Below are 19,675 nucleotides of genomic sequence, written 5' to 3'. Positions count from 1 at the left end.
GCGCCAGCATCCTGGTGATACTTGCCATCCTGGCCATGTGCATCTCCACCATGCTGGCGGTGCAGGTCCATCGCGAAATCGGCCATGCCGACCATCTTGCCCCGTCCCATTCGGCGCGGTTCGCGCATCAGCCGGGCAAACCGGCTTTCCTCTTCAGCTATTGCAAGCTCTGCGACCTGAAATTCCAGGCAGAGTCTGCTCCGCCGCTGCCGGTTCGCGTGATGGCGAATCGGACGCCGGTTCGCGTGCGGCATGACGATGTTTCGCTCCATTTCCTGACCGTCGCATCGACAGGTCATATATGGCACAGCCGCGCGCCGCCGGAATCTCCGGTTCTCATCGCCTGATATTCCCTGCGCGCGGCGAAGCGACCGCGCCTGTCGGGGAATCAAACCGATTTCCTGGAGTATTCCCATGCGTGCCATGCTTTTTGGGGGCGCAGCGGCGGCTGCGTTCATGACCTTCCCGGCGCTCGCGGATGACGCGCCTTCATCTTCGGCCGGGACGAACCCCGGCGCAAACATCATCGTCACCGCCTCGCCGATCGCGCACGAACGCGACGACACCCCTTCCATCGTCGCCAGGGTCGATGCGGACCAGATACGCCGTCAGGGCGGCGCCACGATCTCCGATGCGCTGGCGCGTGTGCCGGGCATCGCCGCCAGCGGTTTCGCGACGGGCGCCAGCCGCCCCATCATCCGCGGCCTTGACGCAAACCGCGTTCGCATCCTGGAGGATGGGACGAGCGTTTCCGACGTGTCCGACATAGGGCCGGATCATGGCATCCCCATCGACCCGCTGGCGGCGCAGAGCATAGAGGTCGTGCGCGGCGCGGGGACGCTCCGCTATGGCAGCCAGGCCATTGGCGGCGTCGTCAACGTGATCAACAACCGCGTGCCCAACGCCCTGTCCGAACACCCGATTTCGGGACAAGTGGAAGGAAGCTATGGCAGCGTGTCGGACCTCTGGCAGGGCGCAGGGATGGTCGACGCGTCGCTGGGCCAGTTCGCCCTGCATGCCGACGGCTTCATCCGCGACGCGGGCGATTATGAAACGCCATTGGGCGTCCAGCAGAACAGCTTCTTTCACGGACATGGCGGATCGCTGGGCGGATCCTATTTCTTCGGTTCGGGCAATGACAGCCATGCCGGCGTGGCCGTGACGCAATATGACGCCCGCTACGGCATACCGAGCGACAGCAGCTATATCGACATGCGGCAGACCAAGGTCATGACCAAGTCGTCATTCAGCCTGGGCAGCGGCCTGTTCAAGTCGCTCAGTCTGGACGGCAGCTATTCGAACTACAAGCATGATGAGAAGGACCCGGATGGCACCATTCTCACCACCTTCAGGAACAAGGAATATAACGGCCGGGCGGAATTGCTGCTCAACCGGATCGGCTTTGTCGACAATTCGGCGCTGGGTGTGGAATATCAGCATCGCGACTATTCGGCGGTGGGCGATGACAGCAGCTATCTCTTCCCCTCGACCATGGAAAGCTTCGCCGGCTATCTCTTCGCCGATACCCGCCTGGGCGACCGGCTGCACCTGGAGACCAGCGGCCGCATCGAAAATGTGAAGATCAGCGGTACGCCGGCATCCGATCTGTTCACAAGGCGGGAATTCACCCCGATCAGCGGCGCTGTCGGCGCGCTCTATACGGTGAGCCCCGCGATCAAGCTGGGCATGACCTTCTCCAGCACGGGACGGGCGCCCGCCATGGCCGAACTCTTCGCGCGCGGCGGACATGATGGCCCCGACACCTTCGAAACGGGTGATCCTTTCCTGAAGATGGAGCGGGCCAATTCGCTGGAGGGCACCCTGCGGATCCGCAGCGGCGGCTTCCACCTGGACGGGAGCGTCTACAGCAGCTGGTTCCGCAATTATATCTATGGCGATCTGACGGGCCGGACCTGTGATGATGCGGGCATCTGCTCGGCGGGCGGCAATGGCGGCCTGCGCGAGTTGAACTATCGGCAGCAGGGCGCCCATTTCCGGGGGCTGGAGGCGGAGGCCAGCTATGATCTGGTCAAGACCGATCATGGCACCTTCCGCCTCGACATGCTGGGGGACTATACCCGCGCGACCTTGGATGACGGCAATAATGTGCCGCGCATACCGCCCTATCGCATCGGGGGAGGGTTGAACTGGTCGGGTGATCGCCTCGACGCCGGCTTCAACCTCATCTATGCCGGACGGCAGGACAAGGCGGGTCAATTCGATACGCCGACGCCGGCCTATGTCTCGCTGGACGGCCAGATCGCGTTCAGGCCATTTGCCCGATATCCGGGCATCGAACTGGGGATCACCGGCCAGAACCTCACCAATGACGTGCAGCGCCTGGCCACGTCGCTCAACAAGGATGATGTCGTCATGCCCGGCCGCAGGATCATGGCGACGCTGAAACTTTCGACATTCTGATCCGCCGGCGCCCGGCGCAGGAAACGACCCGCGGGCCTCAGCCCGTGGTCAGCCGGAAGATGGACAGCTTCACCCCCGGCGCTTCTGCCGTTCCGGCCGGGCCGATCGTCCCTGTGAAGATGAACTGGTTCATCCAGGCATAGGGGCCGTCGGGCGCCTCGAACTGGGGCGTGGAAATATTGTAGTCGGCCGGCCAGTCGCCGTTCGGGCTGTGCCAGAGACCGCGATTGAGCACATGGATCTGCGCCCCGTCATGCGTTTCCATGAAATATTCCGCCTGGAGCTCCCAATAGCCGTCTGAACGAAGGAGCTGCCAGTCGAACCCGCCCGGTATGATCTTTCCGCGTATCGACGGCCCGGAAAAATCCCCGCCGATGATCGGTACGCGGAAACGCTTGCCGCGGATCGTCTGGCCATGCGGTATTTCCTTCTGGAGCAGCACGACGGCGTCATAGATCCACTCGGTACGCGGCGGTCTCGGCGCTGGCTGCGCGTCGGCCGCGGCCGCCAGGGAAAACGGCGCGGCGCCGGCCAGGGCCCCCGCTGTCGCTGCTCCGGAAAGAACGCCGCGTCGCGTCATGGAATCCTGCACGCCTGCCTCCTGCTTCATGCCCCCTGCACCCGCGGCCTTACCGCTCCTTGGTGGCGCTGAACCTGACCTTGGGATGGCGTTCCTGCTGATAGCCGATATCCCAGGCGCTTTTCGCCATGAAGACGATGTTGCCGTCGCGATCCTTGGCCATATTGGCGCCGTTGAACGCGACCAGGTCCCTGACGGCCGCATCATCGCCCGAAATCCAGCGCGCGGTGTCGAAGGGGGAGGCCTCCAGCCCGGCCGCGACCTTATATTCCGCCTCCAGCCGGGAGATCAGCACGTCCAACTGCAACTGTCCGACCACGCCGACGATCCAGTTCGACCCGATCTCCGGATAGAAGACCTGGATCACGCCCTCTTCGGAAAGGTCGTCCAGCGCCTTGCGCAACTGCTTCGTCTTGGTCGGGTCCTTCAGCGCGACGCGCCGCAGGATTTCCGGCGCGAAGTTCGGCAGGCCGGTGAAGCGCACCCCCGCCTTCTCGCTCAGCGTATCGCCGACGCGCAACGTGCCATGGTTGGGAATGCCGATGATGTCGCCCGGAAAGGCCTCATCCGCGATCTCGCGGTCCTGTGCGAAGAAGAGGATGGGGGAATGCACCGCGATCGGCTTGCCGCTGCCGCTCGGCGTCAGCTTCATGCCCCTTTTGAACTTGCCCGAACAGAGCCGCATGAAGGCGATCCGGTCGCGATGCTGCGGGTCCATATTGGCCTGGACCTTGAAGATGAAGCCGGTGACTTCGCTGTTCTCCGGCTCGACCGGCGCGGGTTCGGCGGGCTGGGCGCGCGGGGGCGGCGCATGGGCGGCCAGCGCGTCGATCAACTCGGTCACGCCGAACAGCTTGAGCGCGGATCCGAAATAGACCGGGGTCAGGTCGCCATGGCGATAGGCGGCAAGGTCGAAATCGGCATAGCCGCCCACTGCCAGTTCGGCTTCCTCGCGCAGCCGCGCCAGCCCCTGTTCGGACAGATGCCCGGCCAGGGCGTCGTCGTCGACGCCGGAGAAGACGGCCTCCTTGCCTTCAAATTCCTTGCTCGCGCCCGAAGGCTGGCGCAGGCGGTCCCTGGCGAAGTCGTAAATCCCCTCGAACTCGCCGCCCATGCCGACCGGCCAGCTCATCGGGCACACGTCCAGCGCCAGCGCGTCGGCCACTTCGTCGAGCAGCGCGAAGCTGTCACGTCCTTCGCGATCGACCTTGTTGATGAAGGTGATGATGGGGACGTTGCGCAGCCGGCACACCTCGAACAGCTTGCGCGTCTGCGGCTCGATGCCCTTGGCGGCGTCGATCACCATCACGGCGGAATCCACCGCGGTCAGCGTGCGGTAGGTGTCCTCGGAAAAATCCTCGTGCCCCGGCGTATCGAGCAGATTGAAGGTGATCCCGTCCCGCTCGAAGGTCATGACGGAGCTGGTCACGGAAATGCCGCGCTGCTGCTCGATCTTCATCCAGTCGGATCGCGCGCGCCGGTTCGCCCCGCGGGCCTTGACTTCCCCGGCCAGATGGATCGCGCCGCCCTCCAGCAGCAGTTTCTCGGTCAGCGTGGTCTTGCCCGCGTCGGGGTGGGAGATGATGGCGAAGGTGCGGCGGGAAGGAATGGTCATGAAATTTCATTCTGTCTGGAAATGCGTCATCCCCGCGCCGGCGCCAGGCGGTCAGGCCGGGAACTGGGCCGGGGGGTCGATCCCCGCCTACGCGGGAATGAGGGAAAAGAACAGAGGCATCAGCGGTCCACCAGCGTCACGTCCATCCGGAAGGCCCGCTCCGCCCCCGGCGCCAGCCGCATGATCCCCTGCTTTTCCCAGACATCTCCCGCAAAGCCCACCAGATCGGCCATCCCCGCCCACGGCTCGACGCAGAGATAATGCGCGCCCGGCTTCTGCCACAGTCCCAGCCAGGGCGTATCGGGAAAATCGATCCTCAGACCCTTGCCGCCCGGCACGCCCCAGAACAGGCTGCGGCTCTCCAGCCGGTCCCAGATCAGCGCGTCGCCCTCGAACATCGCATGGGCAGGCGCCAGAAGATTGCCCTCGACCGGCGAGGCGATGCTCTCCCGGGCGATCAGGCCCGGTTCGTCCCCCACCTTGCGGATCGGCGCGGGTTCGGCCTTCTCGAACAGCACCCGGTGCTCCTCCGCCGCCCCGTCATAGGGCAACGGCCAGGCGAAGGCAGGATGATAGCCGAAGGAGAAGGGCAGGGCGCCCGTCCCCCGATTGACGACCGTGGCGGTCATTCGCAGCGCCGCACCCTCCACCGCAAAGCGCATGTCCAGCCGGAAGTCGAACGGATAGACCGCCCGCGTCTCCGCATCCGCCTCCAGCCGGAAGGTCACGGCGTCCCCCCTCCGGTCGACCACATCGAAGACCCTGCGCCGCGCAAAGCCGTGCTGCGGCATGGGATAATCCCGTCCCTCGAAGCGATAGACGTCCCCGCGCGATCGCCCGACGAAGGGAAAGAGCAGCGGCGCATGGCCGGTCCACCAGCGCGGATCGGCATCGGTCATGAGTTCGCGTCCCTGCCGGTCCTTAAGCGACCAGAGCTCCGCCCCCAGCGGGTTGATGGCCGCGCTCATATCGCCCGAACTGATGGTGATGAATTCGTCCGCCATATGCCGCAATCTCCTCACCCTCCCGCATAGCGGCGAAGCGGGCGCGGAACCACGCCCTATCTCAAGGGGTTGAAGAAGCAGCAGGGAGAAAATCGGATGAAATGGATCGGCGTGGTTGCGCTTCTACTCTGTTCCACGGGCGCCTTGGCCCAGGAACAGGAGAAGAAGGACGATACGTTGAAAAAGGCGGGCAGCATCGCGACCCAGCCGGCGCGGGATGTCGGCATCGACAAGGACAAGATTCCCGACGTGCTCCAGCAGGCGGTCGAAGACCCCTATAAGCGCCCGCCCGTACGGACCTGCAAGGCGCTCAAGGGCTCGCTCGATGAACTCAACCTGGTGCTTGGCCCTGATTTCACCGTGGGGCAGAAGGCGAACGAGAACCGCACCGGCAAGATCGCGGAGGCCGTCGGCAAGACGATCGTCAACTCGATCATCCCCTTCCGCGGCCTCGTGCGGGAAATCAGCGGCGCCGCGCCGGCCGAGCGTCGCCTGCAAGCCGCCGTCACGGCTGGCATAGCCCGGCGCGGCTATCTGCGCGGCCTGGCCGACGCCAAAGGGTGCAAGATCATGAGCCCGCCGCCGACGGCGGAGGAAAAGGCCGACGAGCCGAAAAAATAAGCCATAGAGCGAAGACCGCCTCCGCCAGCACCGCCACGATGTCGGCCTGAATGACGGTCGCGTCGGCCAGGTCCGGCGCGATCAGGGTCACCAGCCGGACGATCGCCTGGAGCGAGCCGCCGAACAGCAGCGCCGCGCCCAATGCGCGGGGAAACCACCGCGAGCGATAGGCCAGCAACCCGGTCAGAAGCAGGCCTAGCCCCAGAAGGATGCGCGCGACATGCTGAACCTGATCCCGCAGCAGCAGGGTCAGTTCCACCAGGGAATAGGTCTGCGTCATGCCGATGCCCGGATGCGGCGCCCCATCCAGCAGGACGATCGGCGCCATGGCGAGGATGCCGCCTGCCGCCAGCGCCGCGATGCCGATGACGGACAGCAGCGCCGCCATCCGCGCGACATGCCTCCCCACCGGCGCGAACAGCGCGTAAAGCAGCACGGTCGCCGCCAGCATGGCGCAGATCATGACCAGGTCGCTCGCCTCCGCCATGCGATAGGCCCAGGGAAAGTCCCTGATGTTCCGCGCCGTTTCCCGCCCGGAACCCGCCACGACCAGTGCGGCGCGGATCATGGCTTCCCCCACGCCGCGCGCCGCCATGCCGCCGAGAAGGAAAAGGCCGGCGAGCCGCGCTTTCCCCTCCATCCCGGCGAACAGTCTCATCCCCGCAGCGTGCCGCCCAGCTTTGCCGCAGCTTGCACCACGGCCGCGCTGATCGCGTCCAGCTCCTCCTGCGCGAAGCTCTTTTCGCCGGGTTGCAGCGTGATCTCGACGGCCAGGCTCTTCTTGCCCTCGTCCACGCCGGGGCCGACGAAGACGTCGAACAGCCGCGCGTCGACGATCGCTTTCTTGTCCGCGTTCCTGACGGCGCGGACCAGCGCGTCGGCTTCGACGGCTTCATCGACAAGGAAGGCGAAGTCGCGCTTCACCGCCTGAAGGGCAGGCGGCGCATAGGGCGCGCGCATGAAGCCGTTGGCCCGCTTGGCGGGGATCGCGTCCAGGAAGATTTCGCCCGCGACCACCGTGCCGGTCAGCCCGAACTGCCTGGCCAGGCTGGGGTGCAGCACGCCGAACTCCGCCAGCACCGTCTTCGGCCCCAGCCGCAACGTGCCCGACTGGCCCGGATGATAGGCGCCGGATGCCTCGCCGAAGCTCTGGAGATTGGCGACGGGCGCGCCCGCCGCGGCGAGCAGCGCCGTCACCTCGCCCTTGGCATCGAAGGCGGTGAAGGGCTGCGCCTTCCCCGTCTGCCAGCCTCGCGCCAGTTTCTCGCCAGCCAGCACGAAGCCGACCGTCGCCCGTTCCTTGTCCGCCTGATAGCGGCGGCCCAGTTCGAACAGCCGCACCGAAGCCGCGCCGCGATCCACGTTCCGCCGCGCCGCGGAAAGCAGGCCGGGCAGCAGCGAAGGCCGCATGACCTTCAGATCCTCCGAAATCGGATTGGCCAGGGTCCATGCTCCGCCACCGACCGCAGCGGCCTCCTTTTCCGAGATGAAGGACCAGTTGATCGCTTCGGCAAGGCCGCGCGCCGCCGCCGTCCGGCGCACGCGCCGCTCGATCGCCTGCTCCGGCGTGGCGGTCGGCTTGGCGACGCCGGGGGCGCGGGGCAGGGGGGTGGAGGGCACCTGGTCCAGCCCGACGATGCGCACGACTTCCTCGACAATGTCGGGCCAGCCGTCGACGTCGCGCCGCCAGCTCGGCACCGTCACGGTCCATGTGGCCGGGGTCGTGACCGGCACGCCATCCTGATATTCGAAGGTGGCGTCATGGCCTTCCACCGCGAAGCCTAGGCTTTCCAGGATGCGCTTCTGCTCGGCGTCCGCCACGTCGACCCCGGCCAGCGCCAAGCATTGCGCCGGATCGTAGGTCACGGTCTTCGCGACCACGGGCGGATTGCCCGCGCGCGTCGCCTCGCTGGCGCTGCCGCCGCACAGATGCGTCACCAGATAGGTCGCGATCGACAGGCCGTCGTCCAGGAAGGCGGGGTCCACCCCGCGCTCGAACCGTCCGCGGGCGTCGCTGGTCAGCCCCAGCTTCTGCCCCGTCACCGCGATCCGTTCCGGCGTGAAATAGGCGCATTCGATCAGCACGTCGGTCGTGCCGTCCTGCGCGCCCGAATGCTCGCCGCCCATGATGCCGCCAATGTCGTGCACCGCCTCGTCATCCGCGATCACGGTCATGCTGTCGTCGATAGCGTATGTCTTCCCGTTCAGCGCCAGCACCTGCTCGCCTGGCCGCCCGTGCCGCGCGACCAGCCCGCCCTTCAGCGTCGCCATGTCGTAGACATGCAGCGGCCGGCCGAGATCGATCATGATATAGTTGGTGATGTCGACCAGCGTGCTGATCGGCTTCTGCCCGATGGCCTTCAACTGCTTCGCCATCCATTCGGGCGAACTGCCGTTCTTCACGCCCCTGACCGTGCGCGCGAAGAAGGCGGGGCAGCCATCGGCATCCTCGATCCGCACGTCCGGTCCGGGTCCGGCCGCCTCGATCGTCGGCACGATCAGCGCGTTCAGCGTGCCCAGGCCCGCCGCCGCCAGATCGCGCGCGATGCCGCGCACGCCCATGCAATCCTGCCGGTTGGGCGTGATCGACACGTCGATGACCGGATCGTCCAGCCCGGCCCATTCAGCATAGACCTGTCCCACCGGCGCGTCGGCGCCAAGTTCGATGATCCCGTCATGATCCTCGCCCAGTTCCAGTTCACGGAACGAACACATCATGCCATTGGATTCGACGCCGCGAATGGCGGTCTTTTTCAGCACCATGCCATTGACCGGCACCACCGCGCCCTCGGTCCCGAACACGCCGACCAGTCCCGCCCGCGCATTGGGCGCGCCGCAGACGACCTGCAGGGCGCCGTCGCCCGCGTCCACGGTCAGCACCTGCAGCTTGTCCGCCTGCGGATGGCGTTCCGCCGTCAGCACCTTCGCAATGCGGAAGGCGCCCAGCTTTTCCGCCGGATTCTCCACGCCCTCGACCTCAAGCCCGATATTGGTCAGGCCCTTGAGGATCGTCGGCAGGTCGGCATCGGTGTTGAGATGCGTCTTGAGCCAGCTCAGCGTGAACTTCATGCGCCCACTCCTCCGCTCAGCGTCGGCACGTCCAGCGCCGAAAAACCATAATGTTTCAGCCAGCGCAGATCGCCGTCGAAGAAAGCGCGCAAGTCGTTCATCCCATATTTCAGCATGGCGAGCCGGTCGACGCCGGTGCCGAAGGCAAAGCCCTGCCATTCGTCCGGATCAAGGCCGCATGCCTCGATCACCCGGCGGTTGACCATGCCGCTGCCCAGCACTTCCAGCCAGCCGCCGCCCGGCGCATCGCCGTCGCCGCCGATCACCCGCTGGCCGCTCACCAGCGTATAGCCGACATCGACCTCGACCGAAGGCTCGGTAAAGGGGAAATAGCTGGGCCGCAGGCGCAGGACGATGTCGTCACGCTCGAAAAATGCCTTCAGGAAGGTTTCCAGCGTCCATTTGAGGTGGCCGAGCGTGATGCCCTTGTCGATCACCAGCCCCTCGATCTGATGGAACATCGGGGTATGCGTCGCGTCGCTGTCCGACCGATAGACCCGGCCTGGCGCGATGATGCGGATCGGCGGCGCCGCGTTCATCATCGTGCGGATCTGCACGGGGGAGGTATGGGTGCGCAGCAGCATCTTCTTCCCGGCCCCATTCTCATCGGGCCCATCCGGGAAATAGAAGGTATCATGCATCGCCCGCGCCGGATGGGTCTCCGGAATGTTGAGCGCGGTGAAATTATGCCAATCGTCCTCGATCTCCGGCCCGGTCGCGACGGAGAAGCCAAGGTCCGCGAAAATCTCCGCCAGCTCGTCCATCACCTGGCTGACCGGATGGACCGACCCCTGCGGCCCCGTTTCGGCGGGCAAGGTCATGTCGATCTTCTCGGCCGCGAGCTTCGCATCGAGCGCCGCCTGCTCCAGCGCAGCCTTCCTGTCGGCCAGCGCCGCCGTCACGCTTTCGCGCAGGTCCTGGATCGGCGGTCCCTTCTCCAGCCGCTCCTCCGGGCTCATGCCGCCAAGGGTCTTGAGCAGCCCCGTCACCACGCCGCTCTTGCCCATGGCACCGACGCGCAGCGCCTCCAGCGCCTCCAGCGTATCGGCGGCGGCGATGTCGGCGATCAGGCCGGCTTTCAGATTGGCAGTCTCACTCATCACAGTCGTTCCCGCGAAGGCGGGAACCCATCTCCCGCACTATTCAAATTTCATGGCGCCCAATCGACGCCCCGACGCTCCAGAGGCTCAAAAACCGGATCAAGGGCGAGATCACGCCATTCGGGATGATCCCGCTCGATCAGGTCGATCGTCCCCTGCCTGCTCCACTTCTTGATCTGCTTCCCGCGCCGGATCGCCTCTTCCATCGAACCGCCGTTCCCGAACCACATCAGCCGGTGCACGCCGTAGTCTTTTGTGAAGCCTTCAATCAAGCCGGAACGATGCTGATGCCGCCGTTGAAGGCGATTTGACGGCCCTTCGATGCAAAACCTGCCGTTTTCATGACTGGCGCGGATGCAGGCTGTCGGATGGATTCCCGCGCACGGGAACGATGATGGCGGTCAGGCCCGCGCGCCCAGCAAGGCCCCGCCAAAGCCGATGAACATCACCCCCGTACCGCGATTGAACAGCCGCTGCCGGTTCACAGGCGCCAGCCAGCGCTTCAGTTTCATGCCGCCCAGCGCATAGACGCTGTACCAGAAGCTTTCGATCACCACGAAGCTGACCACCAGGATGGCGAGCTGCACGCTGAAGGGCCTTGCGGTATCGATGAACTGCGGAAACAGCGCGGCGGCAAAGATGATCAGCTTGGGGTTGCTGAGACCCGTCAGCAGCCCGGTCCCATAAAGCGCCCCAGCCGACTTCGCTCCAGCCCGCGTCGCGCCCACCTCGCCCGCGTCGCCCACCGGCGCTCGCCAGGCCTTGACGCCCAGCCAGATCAGATAGGCCACGCCGGCATAGCGCAGCACGTCGAACAGTCGGGGCGATGCCTTGAGCAATGCTCCCAGCCCCAGCGCCGACGCGATCAGGCAGAGCAGCACCGCACTCATCAGGCCCGCCATCGTCATCATCGCCCGTCGCGGCCCATGGTGAATGCTTTGGGTCATCACATGCAGCATGTTCGGTCCCGGCGTGGCCGAGATCAGGAAAACCGCCGTGACATACAACCACCACACATGCAGCGACATGGGACGCTCCCTTCAAGGGTGACAGAAACGAAAAGGGGCGCCGAAGGCATCTGCCCCGGCGCCCCTTTTTGGACGATCTTGCGACCGATCCGGCTCAGGCCGCGGGCAGCGCAGCCTTCGCCTGGGCGATGATGGCGCTGAACGCCTCGCCCTCGTGCATCGCGATGTCGGCCAGAACCTTGCGGTCCAGTTCCACGCCGGCCAGCTTCAGGCCGTGCATGAACTGCGAATAGGTCAGGCCTTCGGCGCGGACGCCGGCGTTGATGCGCTGGATCCACAGGCCACGGAAGGTCCGCTTCTTGACCTTGCGGTCGCGATAGGCGTACTGGCCGGCCTTTTCGACGGCCTGGCGGGCGATGCGGATCGTGTTCTTGCGACGGCCATAATAGCCCTTCGCCTGATCCAGAATCCTCTTATGCTTCGCCTTGGTGGTCGTACCACGTTTTACGCGTGCCATGTGCCTCTACTCCTTACTTCAGGCCGTAGGGCGCCCAGAGGCGCACATGTGCCACGTCGGCGTCGGACATGACCGAAGTGCCGCGGTTCTGGCGGATATATTTCGCATTGTGGCTGATCAGGCGGTGACGCTTGCCAGCGACGCCGTGCTTGACCTTGCCGGAAGCGGTGAACTTGAAGCGCTTCTTCACACCGCTCTTGGTCTTGAGCTTGGGCATTTTCGTCTCCTTTTCAAAGCGCGACGATTACGAACAGCCACGGCAGCCCTAGTTAGCCGGGCGGTCCTTCCGAATATCGCGAAGGGCGGCCCATAGTCGGAAGCATTGCCGAACGCAAGCGATTCGGACCCAAAAAGGCGGATCGGCGTTCAACCGCCATGGCCGACGCCGATCCCCTCCGGCCGGACATGCCGGCAAGCGGTGCGCCGCATCCCCGTGGCACGCGCCACTATGTCCGGCGCGCGCGCGAGGGCTGGCGAAGGCTCCCCCTGCCGGCGCGCATCCTGCTCTGGATCATCGGCATATTCTTCGCGCTCTGGCTGATCCTCTTCATCACCAAGGGCCGCTTCCTCAAACATCCCTTCGAACGGATCGTCAGCAGCCGCCTGGAGCGCCCGGTTCGCGTCGGCGGCGACTTCCAGCTTTATTTCGACCCCGTCACCATCAAGTTCCGCGCCCGGCAAATGGTCATCGCCAATACGCGCTGGGCCAGCCGGCCCGCCTTTTTCCGCGCCGACCTGATCGACAGCCGCATCGCGCCGCTCAGCTTGCTGTTCGGGGACAGGTACAGACTGCGCTGGCTGGAACTGCGCAACGCCGCCGTCGATCTCGAATGGTCGCGCGACGGCAGGAGCAATACATGGACTTTCGGCGACCCCCTCAGGAAGGGTGAGCCGCTCAACCTGCCGCTGATCCGTCGCGCCGCGCTGACCGGGACGACGCTGCGCTATCGCGATCCCCGCATGCAGCTTGCCGCCGATCTGGGCTTCGAGACGGTGAAGGCGCAAGACACCCGCTTCGCCAGCGATGTGCGCTTTTCTGGTGCCGGCACGATGCGGGGCCGCCCCTTCACATTGCGCGGCGGCCTGCTCTCGCCCGATGAAATGGTGACGGGCGGCAGGAACCAGCTTGCCCTTCATGCCCAGGCGGGCGCGACCGTGCTGGAGGTCAGCGGCACGCTACCCGGCGCGACGGAGATAGAGGGCGCGGACCTGCGGCTGATCACCCACGGACCCAATCTTGCCCGGCTGTTCGATTTCCTGGGCGTGGCCATCCCCGAAACCCGCGCCTATCGGTTCACCTCCGCCCTGACCAAGGTGGAGGGCGAGTGGCGCTTCACCCATCTCAAGGGCCGCTTCGGCGACAGCGATCTGGCGGGACGCATGACCGTGTCCCAGCCGGATGATCGCCTGCTGCTGAAGGCCGCCCTTGCCACCCGCAGCCTTGATATCGTCGATGTCGGTCCCTTCATCGGCTATGATCCCGAGCGGTTGGCGAAGCAGGGCAAGGCCGGCGCGATCCAGACCGTGGACGGAGCGCCGCGCGTTCTTCCCGATGCGCCGCTGCGGGTGGAGGTGCTCCGCAATTTCGATGCCCGGCTGCGCTATGACATAGGCCGCATCCGCGCCGACAATGTGCCCGTGTCCAATATCGGCCTCACCCTCTCGCTCGACCGCAGCCTGCTCACCCTGTCGCCGCTGACTTTCGACATGTCGGGCGGCCATGTCAGTTCCGACATCAGCATCAACGCCCGGACACAGCCGGTTCGCACCAGTTACGACATCCGCCTGTCGCCCACGCCGATGGGCAAGCTGCTCGCCCGCTGGGGCGTCGAGGAATCGGGCACCACCGGCACGATCAAGGCGCGCGTCCAGATGACCGGCCTCGGCAACACGCTGCACGATTCGCTCAGCGCCTCCAACGGCCGCATCGCGGTCATCCTGCCGGCCGGTTCGATGTGGGCGCGCAACGTCCAGCTGTCGGAACTCGACATCGGCACCTTCATCACCAAGATGTTCCAGAAGAAGCTGAAGGACCCGGTGGAGATCAATTGCGGGCTGATCGCCTTCACCGTGCGCGACGGCGTGGCGGCCGCCGACCCGATCATCATCGACACGCGAAAGAATGTGATGCTGGGCCGGGGCGGCTTTTCCTTCCGCAATGAGAGCCTGGACCTCGCCTTCCGCGCGGACGGCAAGAAGTTCAGCCTGTTTTCCGGCCAGTCACCCATCGGCATCAACGGGACGTTCGCCCGACCCGGCATCGACGTGATCAGCCCCGAGCTGGTGGCGCGCGGCGGAGCAGCCGCCGCCCTGGGCATCGCCGCGACCCCGCTCGCCTCCGTCCTTGCCTTTGTCGATGTCGGGGACGCAAAGAGCGCCGCCTGCGGCCCGGTGCTCGCCGGCGCGACTGCGGCGGCCCAGCGCACCAAAGGCGGCAAGCCCCGCGACGATGTCGGCCACGGCACCACGGCCAAGGATGAGGCGGGCAAGGGAAGCGTCCGGGAAAATAGGCGTCAGGAAAAGAAGTTTCTCGGCATCTTCTGATCATCCGCCGCGGTCCGGGAGGGGGGCACCGCGCCTCCTTGACGGACGCAGCGGCCTATCGTCACGGGCGGCAGCACGTCGTTCAGCCGCTGGCGCACGACATTGGCCCAGATGCGATATCCGGCCGGATTCATATGCACGCCGTCCGCCTGATAATTGTCGCCCAGCTTGCCATCCTTCAGCAGCGGCGTGGTGATGTCGGCATAATGGGTCAACGGCAAGGGTTCGATCAGCTTCTGCACCGCCCTGTTGAACAGCATCTGGCTCTGGAAGATCGACCGGCGCGTCGGGCTGGGCTTCATCGACAATATCAGCACCGGCACGTCGCTCATCATCCGGTTGCGCAGGTCCAGAAATCGCGCGAGATCGCGGATCACCGCGCGAACCTCGACGCCGCTGGCGATGTCATTCTCCCCGGCATAGAGGATGATCGCCGCCGGCTTGCTATCCCTCGCCGCATTGGCAAAGCGCGGCAGGATGTCGGCGAAGGTGGCGTCGTCGATCCCCCGATTATGCGCATCCCAGGGCGCCATGTCCCGATCGAGGCTGGTCCATCGATGCATCGACGAACTGCCGATGAACCAGAGCGAGCAGGCGCCCGCGCGCGTCTCACCGCCCGGCAGCGTCACATGCGCAGCCCGGTATCGGCCCACGGCCTGCCAGCCTCCCAGGATCAGGCAGAAGACGATGATCGCCAGCCCCAATTTGGCAAAAGGCGAGGCGTCGAGGCGTTGCAGCAGCTGCGTCTTCATCGACGGATATACGTAGCGCCTTCTCCCGCGCTGAAAAGCTGCAAATGCTGATGGCGTCTTAACGATCCGGCAAGGACGTGACGCTAGCGTTCCGGTTGGGGACGCCAGGGCAATTTCGTGAGCAAGAATCCGTCTATCGACCTGCTGAAAGGCGTGCTGATCCTGCTCGTCATGGGTGGGCATGTAAGGGAACTGACCGGCGCCCATGATCTGGCGCTGTGGGTCGGGTCGGGCTTTCGCATGCCGCTGATGGTAGGGATTTCGGGCTATCTGCTCAACGTCACCCGCACCCGGACCGACAGCATTCATCGCCTGATGTCCCGCTATGGCCGGCGAATGCTCGTGCCGTGGCTTTTCGCCGGCATGGTGTACATGATCGCCAGCGGAGGCGCGCTGCGCTGGACGCTGCCCTTCGATCTGTTGTTCCGGCCGCCCTTTCACCTCTGGTATGTGCCGACGCTGTTCTTCCTGATCATGCTGACGCGGCTGCTGCCTTTCTCGCCGCTGGTGCTGCTGGCGGCGGGCACGCCCGTCAGCCTGGCGATCATGTACGGCTTTGGCCTCAATCACGGCCCCATCGGCGACAGCCTGTTTTCGCCCGACAGCCGTTTCCTGCGCTATCCGATATTCTTCTTCTTCGGCATGTTGATCGCGGAACAGCGGATTTCGCGGCGCCATCTGGGAATCGCGGGGACGATCGCCTTGCTCGGCCTGCTTTGGTGGTCAGGGCTTCGTGATGCCGATAATCCGATGGCCTTCGTGCCAGCGCGACTTCTGATGTGCCTCGGCCTCATCGCGCTGCTGCCGACGCTGTTGGCGCTGCGGCTGGAATTCGCGCCGGTCAATGCCATCGGACGCGACAGCCTGTTCTTCTACCTCTGGCACCCGCTGGTCATGGGCGTGCTCGTCATGTTCGGCCTCGGACCGGCGGCGACAATGGCGCTGTCCGTCCTGCTGCTGGCGCTAGGCTGCCGTGCGACCGCGCGCGGCACGCTCTTGCCGCTGCTGTTCGGCAATGCGCCGCGACAGGGGCCGGCGGCGCCATCCCTGACCCCATCGCCGCTGCCGGCCTGACCCGTCAGATCTTGCCATATTTGGCTTCGAAGCCGGCAACATCCCCGGCGGCGAGATATTTTGCCTGGTCGATCCACTGGTCACGCACCGGGCGGCCCTTGAAGCTGCCCAGCCTGGCGTCGATCGCGGCGATGTCGGCATCGTTCCAGCCCGCGATCTGGGCATAGCGCGTGACCCCCAGTTCGATCAGCAGCGTGTTGAGCTTGGGGCCGACCCCCTTCAGCTTCAGCAGGTCGTCGGCATCGCCGGACGGCGCGGCAGCCGCCGGTGAATCGGGGGCAGGAACCGGCGCCAAAGGTTCGACCGGCGCGGGCGCGGGCGCGGGGGCGGCTGGAGCGGCCATCGCCGGTTCGGGCGCGCTCGTCTCGACCGGCACGGAAACCGGCGGAGCGGCAACAGGCGCCGCCACCGGCTTCGACTCGGCGGGAATGGAAGGCTCACTGGGACGGTTGCGCCCGGACAGCAGGAAAACGATGCCGATGATGACCAGCAGCGCGATCAGCAGCCACAGGCCATAGTCCATGAAGAATTCTTGCATCGCTTGTCCCTCCCTGTCTGAATTTGCCTTATTTAAGGACGGTTGAGCGCACGCCGCAAGGGGATCAGCGCTGCGCTTCCTCCCGCGCCACTTCGCGCCACCCGATGTCCCGGCGGCAGAAGCCGGTCGGGAAGGAGATGGCGTCGACCGCGCTGTAGGCGGCCTGTTGCGCCGCCTTCACCGTCGGGCCGGTCGCCGTGACGTTGAGCACGCGGCCGCCATTGGCGACGATCATGCCGTCCCGCTCTGTCGTCCCGGCGTGGAAAACCCGCGCGCCGCCGGCCTCCGCCGCATCGATGCCGGTGATCGCGCCGCCCTTGTCGGGCGTGCCGGGGTAACCGTTCGCGGCCATGACGATGGTGAGCGCGGCGCGGTCCGCCAGTTGCACCGGCCCCTGGTCCGCCAGCCTTCCTTCCGCCACGGCGAGCAGCAGCGCAACCAGATCGCCGTCGAACCGCATCATCAGCACCTGGCATTCGGGATCGCCGAAGCGGGCATTATATTCGATCAGCTTCGGCCCTTCGGCCGTCAGCATCAACCCGGCATAGAGCACGCCGCTATAGGGCGTTCCTTCGGCGGCCAGCGTGTCGACCGTGGGACGGATGATCGTCGCGATCACTTGCGCTTCCAGTTCGGGCGTCAGCACGCGGGCCGGGCTGTAGGCGCCCATGCCGCCGGTATTGGGGCCGGTGTCGCCGTCGCCCACCCGCTTGTGATCCTGCGCCGATCCGAAGGGCAATATGGCGCTGCCGTCGGTCAGGGCGAAGAAGCTGGCTTCCTCCCCCGTCATGAACTCCTCCAGCACCACTTCCTCGCCAGCCGCGCCGAACGCGCCGGAAAACATGGTGTCGAGCGCCTCCAGCGCCTCTTCGCGGGTTTCCGCGATGATCACGCCCTTGCCCGCCGCCAGCCCGTCCGCCTTGATCACCACGGGCAGCGCGAAGTCGTCCAGCGCGGCGATGGCGCCGTCCTTGCTCTTGACGCGTTCATAGGCGGCGGTCGGGATGCCTGCGCGCTTGCACAGATCCTTGGTGAAGCCCTTGGACCCCTCAAGCTGCGCTGCCCTCTTGCCGGGGCCGAAGACCGGGTAGCCCTTGACCCGCAGATTGTCGGCAAGTCCGTCGACCAGCGGCGCTTCCGGGCCGATCACCACCAGGCCGATGCTGTGGCGCAGGCAGAAATCGACCACGGCGCGATGATCCGCGGCATCAAGGTCGACCAATGTCGCGTGCTGGGCTATGCCGGGATTGCCCGGCGCGGCATAAAGGGTGTCGAGCGCCGGCGATTGCGCCAGCTTCCACGCCAGAGCATGTTCGCGGCCGCCGCCGCCCAACAGAAGGATGTTCATTTCGCCCATGTCCCCGGAATATGAAGCTGGTTTCGATGTGTCGGGGCGCCTGTTAGCCGAGGAACGCTCGGGGGACAACGCGCCGCCGCTCAGCGTGAGCGAATTGTCGGGCCTGTTGAAGCGCACGGTCGAGGACCGTTTCGGCCATGTCCGCGTTCGCGGGGAGATTTCCGGCTTCAAGCGGGCCGGATCGGGGCACATCTATCTTTGCCTGAAGGACGACAATGCCGTGATCGACGGCGTGATGTGGAAGGGCGGGGCGGCACGCCTGCCCTTCGCGCCGCAGGATGGTGCGGAGGTGATCGCGACGGGCAAGCTCACCACCTATCCCGGCCGCTCCAAATATCAGATCGTGATCGAGCGGATGGAACTGGCTGGCGAAGGCGCGCTGATGGCGCTGCTGGAAAAGCTCAGGCAGAAGCTGGCGGCGGAAGGGCTGTTCGACCGGGAACGCAAGCGCCGCTTGCCGTTCATGCCCCGCGTGATCGGCGTGGTGACGTCCCCCACGGGTGCGGTGATCCGCGACATCCTGCATCGGCTGGAGGATCGATGCCCGACCCAGGTGCTGCTCTGGCCGGTGCTGGTCCAGGGGCAGGGCGCCGCCGATCAGGTGGCGCGCGCGGTGCGCGGCTTCAGCGAGATGCAGCCCGGCGGGCCGGTGCCCCGGCCCGATCTGGTGATCGTGGCGCGCGGCGGCGGTTCGATCGAGGATCTGTGGAGCTTCAATGAGGAGATCGTCGTCCGCGCCGTCGCGGAATGCTCCATCCCCATCATCTCCGCCGTGGGGCATGAAACGGACACGACGCTCTGCGACTATGCCGCCGACATGCGCGCTCCCACGCCGACCGCCGCCGCCGAAATGGCCGTGCCCGTGCGGGCCGAATTGCTGGCGATGCTGACCGAACAGGGGCTTCGCATGGACCGGGCCGTGCGGCGCGGCGCGGCGCAGGCGCGGGAACGGCTGGAAATGCAGGCGCGGCTGATGCCCACACCCGACATGCTGCTCAGCCCCCAGCGGCAGAGGCTGGACCAGTTGTCCGATGGCCTTGGCGGCGCGCTGCGGCACCGCGTGGCCGACGCGCGCGCGCATCTCGGCCAGGCGGGCGGCGCGCTGCGGCCTGCGCTGCTCCGCCAATATGTCAGCCGCGCTGCCGAGCGTGTCGACCGGTTGCGGCTGCGCCCGGATTATCTGGAGCGCGTCTATCAGGACCGGGCGACCGCCTTCGACCGGGTGTCGCGGCTCTTCACCTCGGTCGATCCCGATCTGCCGCTGCAACGCGGATTTGCGCGGGTGATGGCGGGCGACCGGCTGGTGAAATCCGTGGCGCAGGCCCAGGAGGAAGGCGTCGTCAGCCTGCACTTCCGCGATGGCGCGGTGGGCGCGAGCATCCAGGGCGGCGCCCCCCTTGAGAAGCCGTCCGCGGAAGCTATATCGAGTCCGTCCCGCACCCCGCGCAAACCGCGCGAGGGCAAGGAAATCGGGCAGCAGGACCTGTTTTCCTGACGATGCCGCCGTACGAGAAA

Annotated in this window: 19 protein-coding genes; 6 read left to right on the top strand and 13 right to left on the bottom strand. The window is 66.0% G+C overall.

Features of this window, described 5'->3' with window-relative positions:
- The first annotated feature begins 14 nt into the window (after positions 1-14).
- Positions 15-347: a hypothetical protein gene (locus tag ACN9MX_RS09700; protein ID WP_426386784.1), complete on the top strand. Its 333-nt coding sequence runs from the start codon at positions 15-17 to the stop codon at positions 345-347.
- A 67-nt stretch (positions 348-414) separates the two neighbouring features.
- Positions 415-2,421, top strand: a complete 2,007-nt coding sequence (locus ACN9MX_RS09695) for a TonB-dependent receptor (protein WP_363737901.1) — start codon at positions 415-417, stop codon at positions 2,419-2,421.
- Positions 2,422-2,458: 37 nt separating this feature from the next.
- Here the strand turns inward: ACN9MX_RS09695 and ACN9MX_RS09690 are convergent, their stop codons facing one another.
- The 3 genes from ACN9MX_RS09690 to ACN9MX_RS09680 all read right to left on the bottom strand — a co-directional run bounded on the left by ACN9MX_RS09690 (position 2,459) and on the right by ACN9MX_RS09680 (position 5,620).
- Positions 2,459-3,031, bottom strand: a complete 573-nt coding sequence (locus ACN9MX_RS09690; RefSeq protein ID WP_426386783.1) for a DUF3237 family protein — start codon at positions 3,029-3,031, stop codon at positions 2,459-2,461.
- Positions 3,032-3,050: 19 nt separating this feature from the next.
- Positions 3,051-4,616, bottom strand: coding sequence for a peptide chain release factor 3 (locus ACN9MX_RS09685; protein WP_426386782.1), 1,566 nt, complete (start codon positions 4,614-4,616; stop codon positions 3,051-3,053).
- Positions 4,617-4,735: 119 nt separating this feature from the next.
- Positions 4,736-5,620 (bottom strand): aldose 1-epimerase family protein, encoded by an 885-nt coding sequence (locus ACN9MX_RS09680; protein WP_426386781.1) that lies wholly within the window; start codon positions 5,618-5,620, stop codon positions 4,736-4,738.
- A 96-nt stretch (positions 5,621-5,716) separates the two neighbouring features.
- Between ACN9MX_RS09680 and ACN9MX_RS09675 the strand changes: the two genes are divergently transcribed.
- A complete protein-coding gene (locus tag ACN9MX_RS09675) occupies positions 5,717-6,241 on the top strand; it encodes a hypothetical protein (RefSeq protein WP_133653224.1) in 525 nt (174 codons plus the stop codon).
- Here the strand turns inward: ACN9MX_RS09675 and ACN9MX_RS09670 are convergent.
- The 7 genes from ACN9MX_RS09670 to rpmI all read right to left on the bottom strand — a co-directional run bounded on the left by ACN9MX_RS09670 (position 6,189) and on the right by rpmI (position 12,112).
- Entirely contained in the window at positions 6,189-6,881 is a 693-nt protein-coding gene (locus tag ACN9MX_RS09670; protein WP_426386780.1) for a DUF4386 domain-containing protein, read from the bottom strand. The two genes, ACN9MX_RS09675 and ACN9MX_RS09670, sit on opposite strands and share 53 nt — an antisense overlap.
- 14 nt (positions 6,882-6,895) lie before the next feature.
- Positions 6,896-9,310, bottom strand: coding sequence for a phenylalanine--tRNA ligase subunit beta (pheT, locus tag ACN9MX_RS09665; protein WP_426386779.1), 2,415 nt, complete (start codon positions 9,308-9,310; stop codon positions 6,896-6,898).
- A complete protein-coding gene (gene pheS, locus ACN9MX_RS09660; protein WP_363737912.1) occupies positions 9,307-10,410 on the bottom strand; it encodes a phenylalanine--tRNA ligase subunit alpha in 1,104 nt (367 codons plus the stop codon). Before pheS ends, pheT begins: the two co-directional genes overlap by 4 nt.
- Before the next feature lie 50 nt (positions 10,411-10,460).
- Positions 10,461-10,652, bottom strand: a complete 192-nt coding sequence (locus ACN9MX_RS09655) for a hypothetical protein (RefSeq protein WP_363737913.1) — start codon at positions 10,650-10,652, stop codon at positions 10,461-10,463.
- A 159-nt stretch (positions 10,653-10,811) separates the two neighbouring features.
- On the bottom strand, positions 10,812-11,438 hold the full coding sequence (locus tag ACN9MX_RS09650) for a LysE family translocator (RefSeq protein WP_363737915.1): 627 nt from the start codon (positions 11,436-11,438) through the stop codon (positions 10,812-10,814).
- Positions 11,439-11,532: 94 nt separating this feature from the next.
- A complete protein-coding gene (gene rplT, locus ACN9MX_RS09645; protein WP_007689504.1) occupies positions 11,533-11,895 on the bottom strand; it encodes a 50S ribosomal protein L20 in 363 nt (120 codons plus the stop codon).
- 13 nt (positions 11,896-11,908) lie between these two features.
- The gene (rpmI, locus tag ACN9MX_RS09640) at positions 11,909-12,112 is read right to left on the bottom strand and encodes a 50S ribosomal protein L35 (protein ID WP_007689506.1); all 204 of its coding nucleotides are present in this window, start codon (positions 12,110-12,112) and stop codon (positions 11,909-11,911) included.
- Between the two features lie 158 nt (positions 12,113-12,270).
- Here rpmI and ACN9MX_RS09635 point away from each other — a divergent pair, with 158 nt between their 5' ends.
- Positions 12,271-14,439, top strand: coding sequence for an AsmA family protein (locus ACN9MX_RS09635; protein WP_426386778.1), 2,169 nt, complete (start codon positions 12,271-12,273; stop codon positions 14,437-14,439).
- Here ACN9MX_RS09635 and ACN9MX_RS09630 read toward each other — a convergent pair.
- Positions 14,409-15,191 (bottom strand): GDSL-type esterase/lipase family protein, encoded by a 783-nt coding sequence (locus tag ACN9MX_RS09630; protein WP_426386777.1) that lies wholly within the window; start codon positions 15,189-15,191, stop codon positions 14,409-14,411. The two genes, ACN9MX_RS09635 and ACN9MX_RS09630, sit on opposite strands and share 31 nt — an antisense overlap.
- A 117-nt stretch (positions 15,192-15,308) precedes the next feature.
- Between ACN9MX_RS09630 and ACN9MX_RS09625 the strand changes: the two genes are divergently transcribed.
- The gene (locus tag ACN9MX_RS09625; protein ID WP_426386776.1) at positions 15,309-16,265 is read left to right on the top strand and encodes an acyltransferase family protein; all 957 of its coding nucleotides are present in this window, start codon (positions 15,309-15,311) and stop codon (positions 16,263-16,265) included.
- A gap of 4 nt (positions 16,266-16,269) precedes the next feature.
- Here ACN9MX_RS09625 and ACN9MX_RS09620 read toward each other — a convergent pair whose 3' ends face one another.
- Together ACN9MX_RS09620 and purD are read right to left on the bottom strand one after the other, a co-directional pair.
- Positions 16,270-16,803 carry a hypothetical protein gene (locus ACN9MX_RS09620; protein ID WP_426386775.1) on the bottom strand — a complete coding sequence of 178 codons (534 nt, stop codon included), beginning with the start codon at positions 16,801-16,803 and terminating at the stop codon, positions 16,270-16,272.
- 64 nt (positions 16,804-16,867) lie between these two features.
- Complete coding sequence (gene purD / locus ACN9MX_RS09615) at positions 16,868-18,151, bottom strand: phosphoribosylamine--glycine ligase (RefSeq protein WP_363737923.1); 1,284 nt, start codon at positions 18,149-18,151, stop codon at positions 16,868-16,870.
- Positions 18,152-18,158: 7 nt separating this feature from the next.
- On the opposite strand from purD, the gene xseA reads away from it, so the two are divergent.
- Positions 18,159-19,655: an exodeoxyribonuclease VII large subunit gene (gene xseA / locus ACN9MX_RS09610; protein ID WP_426386774.1), complete on the top strand. Its 1,497-nt coding sequence runs from the start codon at positions 18,159-18,161 to the stop codon at positions 19,653-19,655.
- Positions 19,656-19,675: the final 20 nt, after the last annotated feature.

The organism is Sphingobium sp. R-21 (assembly GCF_049913335.1).
GTDB lineage: Bacteria > Pseudomonadota > Alphaproteobacteria > Sphingomonadales > Sphingomonadaceae > Sphingobium.
This window is presented reverse-complemented; position numbering and strand designations above follow the sequence as displayed.